The sequence below is a fragment of the Robertkochia flava genome (assembly GCF_020166515.1).
GTDB lineage: Bacteria > Bacteroidota > Bacteroidia > Flavobacteriales > Flavobacteriaceae > Robertkochia > Robertkochia flava.
In genome coordinates this window covers 143913-161018 of the sequence record NZ_JAINZT010000008.1, presented here as the reverse complement: position 1 = coordinate 161018, position 17106 = coordinate 143913, and the positions used below count along the sequence as shown (strand labels likewise).

Annotated in this window: 10 protein-coding genes; 8 read left to right on the top strand and 2 right to left on the bottom strand. The window is 47.1% G+C overall.

The window, feature by feature from the left end:
* The first annotated feature begins 109 nt into the window (after nt 1-109).
* The 8 genes from K7R11_RS13770 to K7R11_RS13735 all read left to right on the top strand — a co-directional run bounded on the left by K7R11_RS13770 (nt 110) and on the right by K7R11_RS13735 (nt 14841).
* Entirely contained in the window at nt 110-3061 is a 2952-nt protein-coding gene (locus K7R11_RS13770; RefSeq protein WP_317196485.1) for a SusC/RagA family TonB-linked outer membrane protein, read from the top strand.
* Nucleotides 3062-3071: 10 nt separating this feature from the next.
* The gene (locus tag K7R11_RS13765) at nt 3072-4685 is read left to right on the top strand and encodes a RagB/SusD family nutrient uptake outer membrane protein (protein WP_224491325.1); all 1614 of its coding nucleotides are present in this window, start codon (nt 3072-3074) and stop codon (nt 4683-4685) included.
* An 11-nt stretch (nt 4686-4696) separates the two neighbouring features.
* Nucleotides 4697-5818, top strand: coding sequence for a SusF/SusE family outer membrane protein (locus K7R11_RS13760; RefSeq protein WP_224491324.1), 1122 nt, complete (start codon nt 4697-4699; stop codon nt 5816-5818).
* 63 nt (nt 5819-5881) lie between these two features.
* The gene (locus K7R11_RS13755) at nt 5882-7714 is read left to right on the top strand and encodes an alpha-amylase family glycosyl hydrolase (protein WP_224491323.1); all 1833 of its coding nucleotides are present in this window, start codon (nt 5882-5884) and stop codon (nt 7712-7714) included.
* Nucleotides 7711-9237 carry a T9SS type A sorting domain-containing protein gene (locus K7R11_RS15120; RefSeq protein ID WP_317196486.1) on the top strand — a complete coding sequence of 509 codons (1527 nt, stop codon included), beginning with the start codon at nt 7711-7713 and terminating at the stop codon, nt 9235-9237. Before K7R11_RS13755 ends, K7R11_RS15120 begins: the two co-directional genes overlap by 4 nt.
* A complete protein-coding gene (locus K7R11_RS13745) occupies nt 9234-9956 on the top strand; it encodes a fibronectin type III domain-containing protein (RefSeq protein ID WP_224491322.1) in 723 nt (240 codons plus the stop codon). Before K7R11_RS15120 ends, K7R11_RS13745 begins: the two co-directional genes overlap by 4 nt.
* Before the next feature lie 250 nt (nt 9957-10206).
* Nucleotides 10207-13302: a SusC/RagA family TonB-linked outer membrane protein gene (locus tag K7R11_RS13740; protein ID WP_224491321.1), complete on the top strand. Its 3096-nt coding sequence runs from the start codon at nt 10207-10209 to the stop codon at nt 13300-13302.
* 12 nt (nt 13303-13314) lie between these two features.
* Nucleotides 13315-14841: a RagB/SusD family nutrient uptake outer membrane protein gene (locus K7R11_RS13735; protein ID WP_224491320.1), complete on the top strand. Its 1527-nt coding sequence runs from the start codon at nt 13315-13317 to the stop codon at nt 14839-14841.
* 70 nt (nt 14842-14911) lie between these two features.
* On the opposite strand, the gene K7R11_RS13730 is transcribed toward K7R11_RS13735, so the two are convergent.
* Nucleotides 14912-15610: a response regulator transcription factor gene (locus K7R11_RS13730; RefSeq protein WP_224491319.1), complete on the bottom strand. Its 699-nt coding sequence runs from the start codon at nt 15608-15610 to the stop codon at nt 14912-14914.
* A gap of 2 nt (nt 15611-15612) precedes the next feature.
* The gene (locus K7R11_RS13725; protein WP_224491318.1) at nt 15613-16878 is read right to left on the bottom strand and encodes a sensor histidine kinase; all 1266 of its coding nucleotides are present in this window, start codon (nt 16876-16878) and stop codon (nt 15613-15615) included.
* Nucleotides 16879-17106: the final 228 nt, after the last annotated feature.

Below are 17106 nucleotides of genomic sequence, written 5' to 3'. Positions count from 1 at the left end.
TTAACTACGCAAACGTTTTCCTAACCTTCTCTTTACATACTTTTAGCCTTCGAGAAGTACTAGCATAACCATAGCACTAACACTAATTATTTAACTACTTATGAAGACAATGCAAAGATACATCACCATGTGCCTGCTGTTGCTCGGGTTAGTCGCCCATGCACAGGATACGGTAAGTGGTGTAGTAATGGAAGCAGGCTCGGGCATGCCTATGCCCGGGGTGAACGTGATCGTTAAAGGAACGACACGGGGAACTGCGACCGATTTTGATGGTAATTTTACCATAGAAGCCGGCACGGGCGATGTGCTGGTTATTTCCTATATCGGATTCGTTTCCCAGGAAGTAACCATAAACGGTCAACCCATCAGGGTAACCCTGTCTGAAGACGCCGAACAACTCGGAGAGGTTGTGGTGATCGGATACGGTACCGTTAAAAAAGAAGAAGCCACCGATGCGGTGGATGTGGTAACCACCGAAGACTTTAACCAGGGACCCATCGTATCTGCCCAGCAGCTTATCCAGGGTAAGGTAGCAGGGGTTTCGATCACTACAGGCAGTGGAGCTCCCGGAGAAGGATCCAACGTACTGATCAGGGGTATCAGCTCCCTGAGCCTGAATTCAAATCCACTTTTCGTAGTAGACGGCGTACCGTTGAATGACGGAGGAGTCGGAGGTTCAAGGAACCCGCTCAACCTTATCAACCCGAACGATATTGAGTCCATGAGCGTACTAAAGGACGCATCTGCTACTTCCATCTACGGTTCCCGTGCTGCCAACGGGGTGATCCTGATCACCACTAAAAAAGGTAAGGCCGGGGAGCTAAAACTGAATTACACCGGGATCACTTCGGTATACGAACCTGTAAATTATGTAGATGTGCTTACAGCAAATGAGTTTCGCGATGTGGTGAACACCTACGGAGATGCAGACGACATTGCCCGGCTGGGAAGTGCTTCTACGGACTGGCAGGACCTGATCTACGGTACTGCCTTTGGTGGAGACCACACGGTAAGTGCACAGGGAGGGATCTTCAACATTCCTTTCCGCGCATCTGTTGGTTACACCGACCAGGGAGGTATTCTTAAAGGGGATAACCTGGAGCGTATGACAGGTTCCTTTAACCTGCGTCCGCGATTGCTGGATGACAACCTTCTTCTGGAGTTCAACGCCAGGGTATCGCGCACCGATAATAAGTTTGCCAACCGGGGAGCGATCGGAGCCGCCAATTCCTTTGATCCTACCAAGCCGGTATACGATATCAATTCGCCTTTCTACGCCTTCACAGACGAGAATGGAAACGATGTGGGTTATTACACCTACCTGAATGCTTCAGGAACCCAACAGCTTAACCTGGCACCGACCAACCCGATCGCCCTGCTGGACCTGGTAAACGATCAGGCAACAGTAGATCGCTTTGTCGGAAACTTCAAAGTGGATTACAGCCTGCCATGGGCAGAGGGATTAACCGCTACCGTAAATGCCGGTTACGACTACTCCAGCAGTGAAGGGTTCAGTGAGACCCAACCTAATATCCCAACTTCGAACACCGGGTTCGACGGGTCCAGAAACGATTATACCCAGGAAGCCATCAACTCGCTTTTCGACGCCTACCTGACCTATAACCGCGATTTTGGAAGCAACAACCTGGAGGCTACTGCGGGTTACTCTTACCAGAAATTCGAGTTCGACAATTACTCCCTGAACACGGAGCGTATTCTCAAGGCCGATGGAAGCCTGGATGAAGAAGCTTCGATCAACCAGGAGTTTATCGACAAGTCGAGAAATGTGCTTCTTTCTTACTTCGGAAGGGTGAAATACGATTTTGACAACAGATACATCATTAAAGCTTCGCTTCGTGCCGATGCTTCCTCGAAATTGAATCCGGACGACCGATGGGGGTACTTCCCGTCTGTTGCTGCAGCCTGGAACATCCACAACGAGTCTTTTGCCACCGGAGGATTCTTTAACCAGTTGAAATTAAGAGTAGGTTACGGAGAGGTTGGTAACGTTAACGGTCTTGGAGATTACAACTTCCTTACCCGATACGTGGGAAGTACCAATACGGCCCAATACCAGTTCGGAAGCCAGTTCTACAACACCTTCCGTCCGGAACCTATCAATGAAGACCTGAGATGGGAAGTAGGTAGCACCTGGAACGCAGGTTTGGACTTCGCTTTCTTTAACAGCCGTGTGAACGGTTCGGTAAACGCCTACCTGAAGAAAACCAACGACCTGATCGCCAACACCATTGTTGACCCGTTCACCAACTTCGGGAACGTCATTCCTGCGAACATCGGAGATATGGAGAACAAAGGTATCGAGGTAGAACTTGGACTTACCCTCGTAGAAACTGAAAACTTCAGATGGAACCTGAATTACAACGTAGCCTTTAACGACAACACCATTACAAGGTTACCCGATACCCAGGATGTGGGAGGCATCTCCGGAGGGGTTGGAAATACCATCCAGCGCCACCAGGAAGGCATCTCTCCGTTCAGTTTCTTCGTATACAAGCAAATCTATGATGAAGACGGAAATCCGATCGAAGGTGCTGTTGCCGATATTAACGGAGACGGCCAGATCAATACCGACGACCGCTACTTCTACAAAGATCCTTACGCAGATGTGATCATGGGTCTTAACACCAGTATCAACTGGAAGAACTGGGATCTCCAGGCGGTTTCCCGTGCCAATATCGGAAACTACGCTTACAACAATATTGCGAGTACCTCTGCGATCAACAATGTGTTCCAGAACGATATTCTGACCAATACCCACTCTGAGATCCTCACTACCGGATTCCAGCAGTTTACCGAGGTGAATCTCATCAGTGATTATTATATTGAGAACGCCTCCTTCTTCCGACTGGACAACGTTACCCTGGGGTATACCTTCCAGGATGCCTTCTTTGGAAATCCGTTCCGTATCTATGGAGCTGCCAACAACCTGTTGGTGATCTCCAATTACAGCGGACTTGACCCGGAAATTACGGGAGGAATTGACAATAACTTTTACCCACGTCCACGAGTATTCGTTCTTGGGTTAAATCTTAATTTTTAAATAACAGGACATGAAAAGGATAAAATATTTAGTCTTAAGTTTGATAGCCGGTGGTATGATCACGGCCTGTCATAGTGACCTGGACCAGACGCCAATCGATCCGGACCTCTTTACCGAGATCGATGTGTATCAGAATATCGATGAGGCAAAATCGGCATTGGCCAAGGTGTATGCCTCCATGGCCCTCACCGGACAGCAAGGTCCTGCGGGCCAGGCAGACATTGCCGGGATCGATGAAGGGTTTTCACAGTTTACCCGTATGCTTTACAACCTGAACGAACTCACCACCGACCACTGTGTGGTGGGCTGGGGAGACCCTGGACTTCCGGACCTTCACGAGATGGACTGGGGAGCAGGGAACGACTTTACCGAAGCCATGTATTACCGCCTGGCCCAGGTAGTTTCTTTTTCCAATTCCTTTATCTCGAATGCGGGACAACTGGGTACAGAAAATGAAGAGGTGCGTTCTTTTATCGCAGAGGCCCGGTTTGTGAGAGCCTATGCGTATTACAACCTGATGGACCTTTATGCAAATGTGCCTTTGGTAACCGAGATTACCACCGAGTTACCTCAGCAAAGCAATCGGCAGGAGATCTTCGCCTTCCTGGAAAGCGAACTCACTGAGATCCAGGAAGACCTCAAACCTGCATTATCCAATGAGTACGGAAGGGTTGACCAGGCAGCTGCTCAGGCCTTACTTTCAAGAATGTACCTGAATGCAGAAGTATTTATAGGAGAGGCAAAATATACGGAAGCCCTTCAAAATGCCGAAGCTGTAATCAACAGTGCCTACAGCCTGAACACTAATGACGGAAACGGGAACGGGAACGCCTATGATGAGCTTTTCCTGGCCGATAATGATACCAACGGAGCCCAGAACGAGTTCATCTTTGTTTTGAACTTTGACGGGGTCAAGGGACAAACCTTTGGGGGGTCTACCTTTATGTGCCACGCCCCTGTTGGAGGAAGTATGGACCCTGCTTTCTTCGGTGTAAACGGAGGATGGGCAGGTTACCGTACCACAAAAGCCCTGGTGGAGAAATTTGATTATGCCGAAACCGCTACGGATGCAGATGGATTTCCGATCGCGTGGAGCGATGCCCGGGCGAACTTCTACACCGATGGCCAGAACTACGAGATCCAGACTATTGCCAACACTTTCGAAGATGGCTATGCCTTGATTAAATACAGAAACGTGGATGTTAATGGCAACCAGGGAAGTGATACTTCCGGAGATTTTGCCGATTCTGATATTCCGTTGATCCGTTTGGCAGAAATGTACCTGAACTATGCCGAAGCAGCCCTTAAGGGAGGTGGAGGGAGTCTTGGTACCGCCACTGCACTTATCAACGAGTTGAGAGATCGTGCAGGAGCTCCAAGAATAAGCCAAACCGAACTAAATGCACAATTTGTGCTCGATGAGCGTTCCAGAGAACTGCAATGGGAAGGATTCAGAAGAACCGACCTGATCCGTTACGGACAGTTTACCAGCGGAAGTTACCTGTGGCCTTTTAAAGGAGGAGCCCAGAACGGAAGACCTGTAGAGGATTTCCGCAAGATCTTCCCACTACCCAATAACGTACTTCAAATTAACACCAACTTAACCCAAAATCCAGGTTATTAAATTTATACATCATGAAAAAGGTATTTAGAACCATAAAATTATTGACCCTGGCCGCTGCCATGGGGCTAGGATTTAATTCTTGCGACAACGAGGATTACTTTGAAATTACTGCAATCACTCCCAGTGAGGACATCACCTTCACCAATAGCTTTGCCGAGCAATATCTGCTATCGCTACCTACTGCTAACAATGTAGCCGAGCGATTTGTGTGGAATGAACCCAATTTTGAAGCCCAGACACCTGTGAAATACATTCTCGAAGGGTCTGTTAATGCTGATTTTTCTTCCGTAGATTACAGCTCAGGTACTATTGAAGCCAATAACCAGGCGGTTATGGTAAGCAACCTTATCGCTATGTCCGAAATTCTCGGAGTTGATGGAGATCCTGCCACTACAGACGAAAACGGAAATGCCAACGACACCGGAATGGCTTATTTTAAAGTGACCGCGTTCGTAGGCGAAAATGGTGGAGCTAATACCATCACCAAAGAGTCTGAGCCGGTTTCCATCACTTTCAAAGTTCTGGAAGAAGGAGGAGAAGCTCCAATACCTACCATCGCTGTACCAGGTAACCACCAGGGCTGGAGTCCATCTAGTGCTCCTTTGCTGGCAGCTTCAGAAGCCGGAAAAACTGACTACCAGGGATTCGTATGGCTCGATGGAGGTCACAAATTTGTCGGACCTGATGCCGATGGTGCCTTTGACTGGGGTAACATTGATTGGGGTGACGACGGAACCTTTACCGGAAAACTGCTGGAACAGGATGAGAAGGATTGTATCGCTGAAGTAGCTGGCTACTATCTTGTTGAAGTAGATACCGATGCGCTTACATACAAAGAAACCCTGACTAGCTGGGGTATTATCGGAGAGGCAACTCCAACAGGATGGGACTCAGACACCGATATGACCTATGACAGTGAAACAGGAACATGGTCGATTACCATGGACCTTACTGCTGCAGCATTTAAATTCAGAGCAAATGACGGATGGGATATCAATGTTGGTGATAACGATGCAGACGGAAGCCTGGAGTTCGGAGGCTCAGACATCGTAGTAACCGAAGCCGGAAACTACACCATAACTCTTGACCTAAGCAATCCAAGAGCTTACACCTACAGCTTAACTAAAAATTAATCATATCTATTTTGAAAAAGGGCTGTTAAAGACAGCCCTTTTTTATTTTAATATGAAGATCTTATGAAGAAAATTTTACTCCTCTTTTTGTCGTGTTTCCTTCCTGCCTTTCTTATGGCCCAGGTACAGAATGCGACTGCCAGTATAGATCCACCCACCTTTAATGAGGATACAGAGATCACCATCACCATCTCCGATGTCGACGCCTCCCAATGGGGCGTATCCGATGTGTATCTTTGGATGTGGTCCTACGATGAAAATGATGCCAACTCCATCGACTCCCCTACCAACGGGACCTGGACCAATTCTAATGAGGCCCAGAAAATGACCGCCAACACCGATGGCACCTTTAGCTTTACCTTTACCCCTGCCACCCATTACAACCGAACGGGAATCGGACGCATCGGTTTTCTGGCCAAAGCCAAAGATGGCACGGGTGACAAAAAAACACAGGATTTCTATTCCGAAGTGGGAGGCTATCAGCTCTCTGTAACCAACCCCACGGGTAAGACCACAGAAGTCACCGCAGGAAGCTCAGTAACCATCGAGGCCGTGGCTTCCGTAAATTCCACATTCACCCTGAGTGCTAACGGCACCCAGGTAGATACGAAGTCAGGCATCACAGACTACGCTTACACTACTACCATAGATGCCACCACTAATTTCACCCTGGTGGCCACCGATGGCAATGAAACCCTTAGCGAAAGCTTTACCTATATTGTCCCTCCGGATGTGGTGGAAGAGGCCCTTCCAACAGGACTCAGTAACGGGATCAATTACGACCCTGCAGACGATTCAAAAGCCACCCTGGTGCTCTTCGCACCCGGAAAGAGCTTTGCGCATGTGATCGGAAGTTTTAACAACTGGGAGATCCGGGATACCTATCTCATGAAGAAAGATCCTGTCACAGGGCAGTTCTGGCTTGAAATTACAGGCCTTACTCCCGGTGAAAATTACAGCTTTCAGTACCTGGTAGATCTCAGCATCAACGTGGCTGACCCCTACTCGACCACCATCCTGGACCCTTTTAACGACCAGTATATTGACAACACCACCTACCCGGACCTGCCGGCCTACCCGGAAGGACAGAACGAAGCGGTATCCCTCCTGAGAACCGGGGATCCTGAATACAACTGGTCGGCAGCAACGCAAAACTTTACCCCACCGTCGAAATCGGACCTGGTGATCTACGAATTGCTCATCAGAGATTTTGATGAGAGACACAGCTTTGCCGCTGTCGAAGACCGCCTGGATTACCTGCAGACGCTCGGTGTAAATGCCATTGAGCTTATGCCGGTAAACGAATTTGACGGGAACGAAAGCTGGGGTTACAACCCTTCTTTCCACATGGCCCTGGATAAGTACTACGGCACCCCGGAAGCCTTTAAACAACTTATTGACGCCTGTCATGCACGAGGTATGGCTGTGATCATTGATGTGGTATACAACCACGCCACCGGACAGCACCCCTACGTACGACTCTGGAATTCCACCAACGGAACCACCAGCGGAGCGCCTTCACAGGACAATCCGTTTTTTAACACCCAGGCAAGACACAGCTACAGTGTATTCAATGATTTCGACCATTCTTCCGATTACACCAGGGATTATGTGAAACAAACCCTCCTTACTGGATCGAAGAGTACAAGATGGATGGTTTCCGATGGGACCTTACAAAAGGGTTTACCCAGAATTGCGGTGATTCCGATCAGAATTGCACCAACAGCACCCAGCAGGATCGCGTTGATGTGCTCAAACAATATGCAGATACCCAATGGGAAAAAGACGATGACTTCCTGGTTATTTTTGAACATCTCGGAGGTATCAACGAAGAAGAGCAATGGGCCGATTACCGGGTGGACGAAGGCAAGGGCATCCTGCTTTGGAACAAGATGACCGACCCCTACAATGAAGCTACGATGGGCTATAACGCCACCTCCAACATCTCCGGGGTGTCCTGGAAGACAAAAGGATTCAAGCAACCCTCGGCGATTTCCTACATGGAAAGTCACGATGAAGAACGCCTGATGTTTAAAAACCTGCAGTTCGGTAATTCATCCGGTACTTATAATGTAAAAGACCTCAACACCGCCCTCAACCGTATGCAAGCGGCGGGTGGAATGTTCTTTACCGTGCCCGGACCAAAGATGCTCTGGCAGTTTGGAGAATTGGGGTATGACATCAGCATCGACCAGGGCGGACGTACCGGGAACAAACCGATACTTTGGAATTACTTTGACGTTCCCCAGCGCAAGGCGATCTATGACAGCTGGAAAGACCTGATCAAACTAAGGATCGGAGAGCCCATCTTTGAAACCGAAGATTTCACCATGGCCGTAAGCAACAGCAATGGGATCAAACAGATCACCCTTACCGACCCCAATGCTGCCGGGGATGCCATTAGTCACGTTACCGTTATTGCCAACTTCGGCCTCACTGAGATCACCGTTACTCCCGATTTTGCAGAGACAGGCGCATGGTATGAGGTGTTGAAGGAAAACAAAAAATACGTGGTGGCAAGCCTGGATCAGACCCTGAAACTTGCCCCCGGCGAATTCCGACTTTTTGCCAATAATCCATCTACCTTATTCCCGGACAACAACATTCCGGATGACGATCATGATGGTGTTGCCAATGCCGACGACACTTGCCCCGACACTCCCCTGGGAGCAACAGTTGACCTCAACGGTTGTGCCGTATTTACCCTGCCTCAAAACAATTTCAGCATCTCCTCAAAAGGAGAAAGTTGCAGGGATTCTGATGATGGAAGTATTGCTGTCTCAACCACGCAAAACCTGGATTATACCGTAACCGTTAGCAGCACCGACCTCATGGTTACCGACAGCTTTACCGGAACCAGCTGGAGTATCGATATGTTACCCGCAGGGACCTATGACATCTGCTTCGGGGTAAACGGAGAACCCACGTATGAACAATGCTTTACGGTACAGCTCACCCAGCCGGAAGACTTGCTGGTAAGCAGTAAGCTAAACAAAGCCTCCGGGAACCTCGATCTTGAAATGAAAGGAAGCGAAAAATACATTATTACGGTTAACGGCTATACCTATGAAACCCGGGATGAAACCTTCAGACTTTCCCTGGAACAAGGATGGAATACCGTAAGTGTAAAAACCGCCCTCGCTTGCCAGGGCGAATACAAGGAGAACATTTTCGTAGGCGATGCGGCTATGGCGTATCCAAATCCGGCCAGATCTTTTGTAAACCTTGTTTTACCCACGAATACCAGGGTAAATTACCAGGTGTTTAACCTCCAGGGAAAACTCATGCAAAAAGGGGAGGTTGACGGGATGCTTTCACGCAACCCGCAGATCGATATAAGCAATCTTCCGTCAGGGCTCTACATGGTAAAGGTAGATGGTGCCAACCTGGAACAAACCTTTAAAATCGTAAAACAATGAAGTACCAAAATATCATCTCCATTCTGAACAAATCCTTCCCGGTTATTGCCCTGAGTGCTCTGCTTTCTTGTGGAGGCGGCGATTCGGAAAACCCTAAACCGGAACCGGTCCCTGATCCGGTGGCAGCCGTTCTCACCTTTCCGGCAAATAATGAGGTATGCTATGACGGAAACGTGATCTCTCCCACCCTGAGTGAGGTCACCTTTTCCTGGCAGCCGGCTGAACATACAGACAGTTACGAGCTAAAGGTGACGGACCTGAATACCAATACGGTGAAGACCTACCCGGTATCTGCCACCCAAACCACCGTAAGCCTGGAACGCGCCACCCCTTATAGCTGGGAGGTAACCTCCCTTGCAGGAAACACCAATGCAGAGGCCACCTCAGCTACCTGGAAATTTTACCTTGCCGGAGAAGGCATAACCACCTATGCCCCCTTTCCGGCAACCCTGGAATTTCCGGCATCAGGTAGCAGCCTTAATACCACAAAAGTAAACTTTGAATGGTCAGGAAGCGATGCCGACAGCCAGGCACTTTCCTATCAACTGTTCCTGGACAGTGTGGATGGCAAATCGGAAATGATCGCTGATACCGGTTCTTCTGAAAATTACGAAGTGAACGATCTGACCCCCGGAACCGAATACTTCTGGAGTGTGGCAACTACCGATACAGAGGGGAATACCTCCCGCTCGCAGGTCTATGTATTTAAAACAGAATAGCTTTAAGAAAATTCTTAAAAAAAGAATCAGAATAGACCAACAGTTAAAAATCTTCGATAAAAAGCAGCCCAAGGGACTTTCAATTGTGAAAGTCCCTTATTTTTAGGCGGTAGTGTTAAGAATTATTAAAAATGTTAGCATAATTTTATTATATTCACAACCTCTGCATGCCCTAAAATACCTACAACATTTCTGTTTAAGGTTTAAAAAGCATGCGGGAGCTAACTATTTGAACTTTAAATTTAACTGTATGAAAAACAATTTACTTAAAGGCTTGTTGCTTTTAGGGGCATTTATGTTTTTTGCCTTTTCACAAGCCCAAACTGTAAGTGGTACGGTTTCTGATCCAAATGGTCCTCTTCCGGGAGCTAACGTTCTGGTAAAGGGCACCACCATTGGAACACAAACCGATTTTGACGGTAACTACACCCTTGACAACGTCCCTTCAGACGGTGTGCTGGTGTTTAGTTACGTTGGTTTCATTTCCCGGGAAGTTCCGGTAAATGGCCAGACAACAATTAACGTTACCCTTCAGGAAGATGCCCAGGCATTAGACGAGGTAGTGGTAATCGGATATGGTACCCAGGCGGTACAGGATGCAACCGGCGCAGTAGACGTGGTTTCTTCCGACGACTTCCAGAAAGGGGTTATTTCTTCCCCCGAACAATTAATTCAGGGTAAAACTGCCGGGGTGCAGATCACCCAGAGCAGTGGTGAGCCGGGAGCTGGAGTGAACATCCGTATCCGGGGTTCTGCTTCTGTACGTTCTAACAACAACCCGCTGTTCGTTGTGGACGGTGTGCCATTGGCTGCAGACGATACCCAGAGTGGTGGTGGCGACCTTGGAGGTGGAGGTACCTCTGCCAGAAACCCATTAAACTTCCTGAACCCGAATGATATCGAGAGTATTTCGATCCTTAAGGATGCCTCGGCTACCGCGATCTACGGATCAAGGGGTGCTAACGGGGTTGTTCTTATTACTACCAAGAGTGGTAAAGCCGGAGAAGGCGGACGCTGGGAGGTAAACGCCAATATGGCTTACTCTGAGCCTGCGAACAGCTTCGACCTGCTCAACAGGGAGCAATATCTGGATGCTATCGCAGCCTACGGAGGAGATGCCGATGCCCAGGACTTTGGTTCTGATACAGACTGGCAGAAAGTAGTGACGCGTTCTCCACTTTCTCCGATCATGGACCTTGCATACTCCAACAACTACGGTTCCGGTAACATCCGAACTTCATTTGGTTACCAAAAACAGTACGGAGTTATTGAGAACTCTTCTCAGGAAAGAATTACAGGGAGATTGAATTTATCTCAACGCTTGCTAAATGATAAGTTAAAACTGGATTTTAACGGAACGCTTGCGCGAGTTAATGACGAACAACCCCTGATCACCAATAACGCAGGATCCCTGGGTGACTTACTTGGTGCCGCATATTTTGCGAACCCTACCTATCCGAACGATCCTACTTTCAATTCCGGGGCAGGAGACCTGAACCCGGCCAACCTTCTGGTTGCTTATCAGGATATAGGGAAAACCAACCGTGTTTTAGTAAATGCTTCTGCAGATTACGAAATCGTGGAAGGCTTAAATGCCAAGGTGATCTACGGATATGATTTCTCTAAATCAGACCGTTTACAAACTGCTTCTTCCGACATCATCGGATTCAATAACGGTACGCCTGGAAATGGTAGAGGTTCTTTATTCGAAGTAAACCAGATCAACCACCTTCTGGACGCTACCCTCTCCTATACCAAGGAATTTGAAAACTCTAAACTGAGTGCGTTACTTGGGTATTCGTACCAAAGTTTCCAACGTTACGGAAGCACCACATCCGGTTTTGGTTTCTCATCTTCAGAGCATGGAGACATGAGGGATGATCTTTACCAGGCTTCTGACCTGCTTCAGGGTCAGGTTTCCGGAAATTATCAGCAGATCATCAATTCTCCTGATCAGGACAACCTGGTGATCAACCGACTTTTCTCTGATACTGACCTGACCGCACCGAAACCAGGAGGATTCCCTATCCTGTCTTCAGGATACGATCAATTTGACTTTACAGATGAGTTACAGTCTTTCTTCGGAAGGGTGAATTACGATATTGCCAACAAATACTTGTTAACTGCCACCTTAAGGGTAGACGGTTCCTCAAGATTTGGACCAGACAATAAATATGCATGGTTCCCATCTGCGGCATTTGCATGGAAGCTTCATGAAGAAGATTTTATGGGTGACGCCTTCTCTAACCTGAAATTAAGATTAGGTTGGGGTAGAACCGGTAACCAGGATGGTCTGGGATACGGTAACTACCTGTTCCGCGAGCGTTATGCAGGAATCGGAATTCAGAACAACGGAAACATAGCCATCCCAGGTCTGGCCATTCAGGCATATCCTGATCCGGGTCTTAAATGGGAGGCTTCTACACAGTACAACATCGGTATTGATTTTGGTCTTGGACTGAACAGGCTTAATGGTACCATCGACCTGTACCGAAGAACCCTGACCGACCTTTTACTACGTACAGCAACCGCTGCTCCTGCATTCCAGGACTTTAACTTTACGAATCTTGACGCCAATGTTATTAACAAGGGTGTGGAATTTTCATTAAATTACGATATCTTAAGCAGTGAGGATCTGTTTTGGAATGTTGGATTTAACGTATCTTATAATGACAACATTGTAAAAGACCTGGAGGGAGTAAACATCCAGACAGGGGCGATTAACGGTAACGGACTTACCGGAGCCTTTGCCCAGTTGCTAACCAACAATGAACCACTTTACTCTTACTATTTAAGGGTATTTGATGGTTTTGATGCAGATGGTATATCCATCTATCCTGAGGGAGATGTTCAGAAAATTATCGGAAAATCTGCCCTTCCTGTATGGAACCTAGGTTTCAATACTTCCTTCTCCTGGAGAAACTGGAGTCTTGATGCCTTCATGACCGGACAATTCGGCCAGTATATATACAACAACACGGCTAATGCCTTCTTTACTGCAGGTATTATTGCCGGTGGTAAGAACGTAACAACAGATGTATTAACCAACGGAGAATCTCCGTTAAATGCACCTGATGTATCAACCAGGTTCCTTGAAAAAGGTGACTTCCTTAGAATGCAAACCTTGAGTCTGGGCTACGACATACCGCTAAGCGGAGAGGGATCTTTTGATTCCATGAGATTGTCGTTAACCGGGCAAAACCTGTTCGTGATCACCGATTACAGTGGTCTCGATCCGGAGGTGAATGTAGATAAAACGCTTAATAATGTTCCGTCTCTGGGTATTGATTACTCAAGTTATCCAAGACCAAGGACCATTTCTTTTGGCGTAAGTGCAACCTTTTAAAAAATTTGTAAAATGAAAAGACTTAATTTAAAACTATTATTCCTCTCACTCCTGGCGGTAGGACTTGGCAGTTGTACCGATCTGGAGATCGAGGAAACGGATTCCAGATTCGGTTCGCAATCGGGTGAGTTTACAGGTCTTGAAGATCCTCAGGGGTCTTTGGACAACATATACAATGATGTGCGTGGACAACTTGAAAACCAGGCTGACCTTTACGCGCTGGCAGAAGTGAGTACTGATGAGTTCCTGGTTCCTACCCGTGGGGTGGACTGGGGTGATAACGGGGTATGGCGTACCCTGCATTCCCACACCTGGGATGCCAACCACTCTTTTGTGTTGGCTACCTGGAACAATATGAACAGGAATGTAATTAATGCCACCGCGGTTATTGACTCCAGGAGTAACCCTACTGCACAACAGGCCGCCGAGGCGAAGTTCTTAAGAGCTTACAGTATGTTTTGGGTAGTAGACCTGTTCGGACAGGTTCCTTTCAGAAATCTTGATGACGCTGTAGATGTTCCGCCTATTGTATTAACCAGGGCAGAGGCTACAGATTTTATCATCAATGATCTTAGAGAGGCTATCCCGGATCTGCCTGCCGCTCCCTTTGGAGGGTCGGTTGCAGCCAATGCTGAAGCTGCAAAATTTCTTTTAGCCAAGGTACTGCTTAACAAGCATATTTTTACCGGATCCGGCACTCCCGACAACGGAGACATGGCGGAGGTGGTAAGCCTTGTGGATGAAATCGAGGCTGCAGGATTTGCCCTTTACGATGGCGATTACTTCTCTCTGTTTACGGATGAAGCCGACAGTGAAACCATTTTATTCACCACTTCCAGCGTTGGAAACCTGATGTGGAATGGTCTTCACTACAAGCAGAATTCACCGGATAACGAAGGTGGAGGATGGAATGGATTCTCTACCCTTGCTGAGTTCTACGATCTTTTCGAGGGAGATCCTAACATCAACGTTCCGGGATCGAACCAGGAAGATCGAAGAGGATTTGTACCTACTGACGGATCAAACTTAGGGATCGGATACGGATTCCTTATCGGACAGCAGTACGATGAAACCGGTACCGCCATGACCGACCGTCCTGGTAACCCACTGATCTTTACCAAGGAGCTTCCGGGCTTATTAGGTAACGATGAGCGTACTGGTATTCGTGTAATCAAGTATCACCCTGAGAATGGGGCTTTCGCAGGCCACAAGGTCATCTTCCGTTTCGCAGATGCTCATTTGATGAGAGCAGAGGCTAAATGGTATATGGGTGAAGATATCACTGCCGAGGTGAACGAGCTTCGTACCTTAAGAGGTGCAAGCGCACTTGGAAGTGTAGGAGCCCAGGAACTTCTCGATGAAAGAGGGCGTGAATTATACGCTGAGTTCTGGAGAAGAAATGACCTGATCCGTTTTGGTCAGTTCACCGCTCCGTGGTCATACAAGGAAATTTCAGGAGACAATACCAAAGCATTGTATCCGATTCCTGCAAATGCACTTACCTCGAATCCGAACCTCGTTCAAAACGAAGGATATTAGATCTTGAGTATATAAAGTAAAAAGAGGGCTTCATCGCCCTCTTTTTTATTTTATAAGATATCGATTTTTTTTAATCAGACACCCTGAGAATGAATCCCTCATTATGTATATTTTCAAGACTTACCGATGGATCCTTCTCCAGGTGCTTCCGCAGTCGGGTGATAAATACATTCAGGCTTTTCCTGTTGAAATAATCATTTTTTCCCCAGATGGAGGTAAGGATCTCCTTATGCCGGCTCACCTTATTGAGACGCTCCGTTAAGAACAGCAGCACTTCGTTCTCTCTGCTGGTTAGTCTGACCTCCTCCCCTTTCCAGATCAGCGACAAATTTCCCGGATCGTAAGCATACCCCCCTATTCTGTACTCCTGCTTCGTAACCGGCACTTCAGGTTTATTACCCACCAATCGAAGTAAATTATCAATTCGCACTACCAACTCTTCTTCATCCACCGGTTTTTTGAGGTAATCTATGGCGCCAAGGGAAAAACCCTTCAGCACGTCTATCTTAAGTGACCTCGCGGTCAGGAAAATAAAAGGCAGATCACTAAATTCTTCCTTGATCCTTCTTGCCAGGGAAAATCCATCCATTTCCGGCATCATAACATCCAGGATGGCCAGATCAAAGCTATGTCCTCCTAATACTTCCAATGCCTCCAGACCATTTTTAACCCAGGTAACAGTGAAACCTTTCATTCCCAGGTACTCCCTGAGCAGGTATCCCAGCGTCTGGTCATCTTCAACCAACAATATCGAAGCTTTATTCTCCATAATTATTTCAAAGGTAATTGTATTGTAAAAACTGAACCTGATCCGGGTTGACTTTCCACTGAAACCTTCCCGTCGTGCAGCTTAACGATATGCTTGACATAATGCAATCCTAAACCATACCCCTTTACCAGGTGAAGATCCCCGGAACCTATGCGATAGAATTTATTAAAGATCCTTTTCTGATCAGCCTCTGCGATTCCTATCCCATTATCCTCCACCCGGATCCAAGCGGTCTTTCCATTACACCGGTAGACCAGTTTCACCTTTCGCGGATCTTCAGAATACTTCCGGGCATTATCCAGCAGGGTATCTACAGCATTCTTTAAATGACCCCTGATCCCTTTGAGATCAACCTCCTGTTCCGAAATATCCATTTCAAAATGAATTCCTTCCAGTCTTGCTACACTTTCAAATTCTGCACCCACTTCTGTTACCATTTCCTGAAGGTTAAACTTCGTTTTCTGCAATACCTCCCCTTTCTCCTCCAGGCTGGCCAATTCCAGAACCCGGTCGATCTGCCCTTTTAACTTTTCCAGCTGCACTCTTATAATTTCCGCAACTTCTTTCTTGTTCACCTGCTCGCTCTCAGCCAGCAATTTGGTAGCCAGGCCGATGGAAAATACCGGAGTTTTTAATTCATGAGTAAGGTTATTGATAAATTCATTGGTAATGCTAATAAGCGACTGCTGCCTTAAAAACCCTTTAAGCACCCAAACAGTAACTCCAATGATGATAAGAATAAAAACAAGACCAGGGATGGTAAGCCCTCTTAACTGGGAAAGAAAATACGAATTCAGGTTCTGAAATTGCAATTCGAGCACCAGGTTTTCCCCGGTAACCTGTGGCAGGTACCCTTCCAGCTTCACCGGGAAAGACAAAGGCTTTTCAAAACCTCCGCTTCCCCTGGGAGAATGTAGGTACTCCACCGTGTCCCGATTTCGAAGCACATAGGTGTACGCGCTGTTGATCCCGTGTTTCACCAACACCTCCTTAAGGTAATCATCAAGAAAGTACCGGGAAGCATCCTGCACACTGTCGATACTCAGGTTAAAATAGGTGTCATCCTGAGCTACAGCCTTTCCCACCAAAAAACTCAGCTTATTCTCAGAAACCAAACCATCTTTTACATCGGTAACCACAGCCCCCATCTTCTCGTTAAACTGGACCGCCGCCAGGTTGAGTCCGATGCGCAGATACTGGTATTGTACATAAATGAGCCCTAAAACGGCAAGCACAAACAAGGTTATAAGAATATTCCTCAGCTTCATAGCCTCTAATATCCGTAAATTTTACCTGCCGGAATAAAGGTTTTTACCAATCGTTAACCTCATTAATCTTTCGTTAATCTTTTTGACCTATTATTAACCTCCATGCTTGCTGTATTGACCTATATTTACCATGGAGTTCAAATAGTTACAACAACCTGATTAAAAGCATAAGAAAAGCTAACCAATTCGTTAGCTTTTTTTTGTTTAATCCGTTAAGTTTGGATTCCC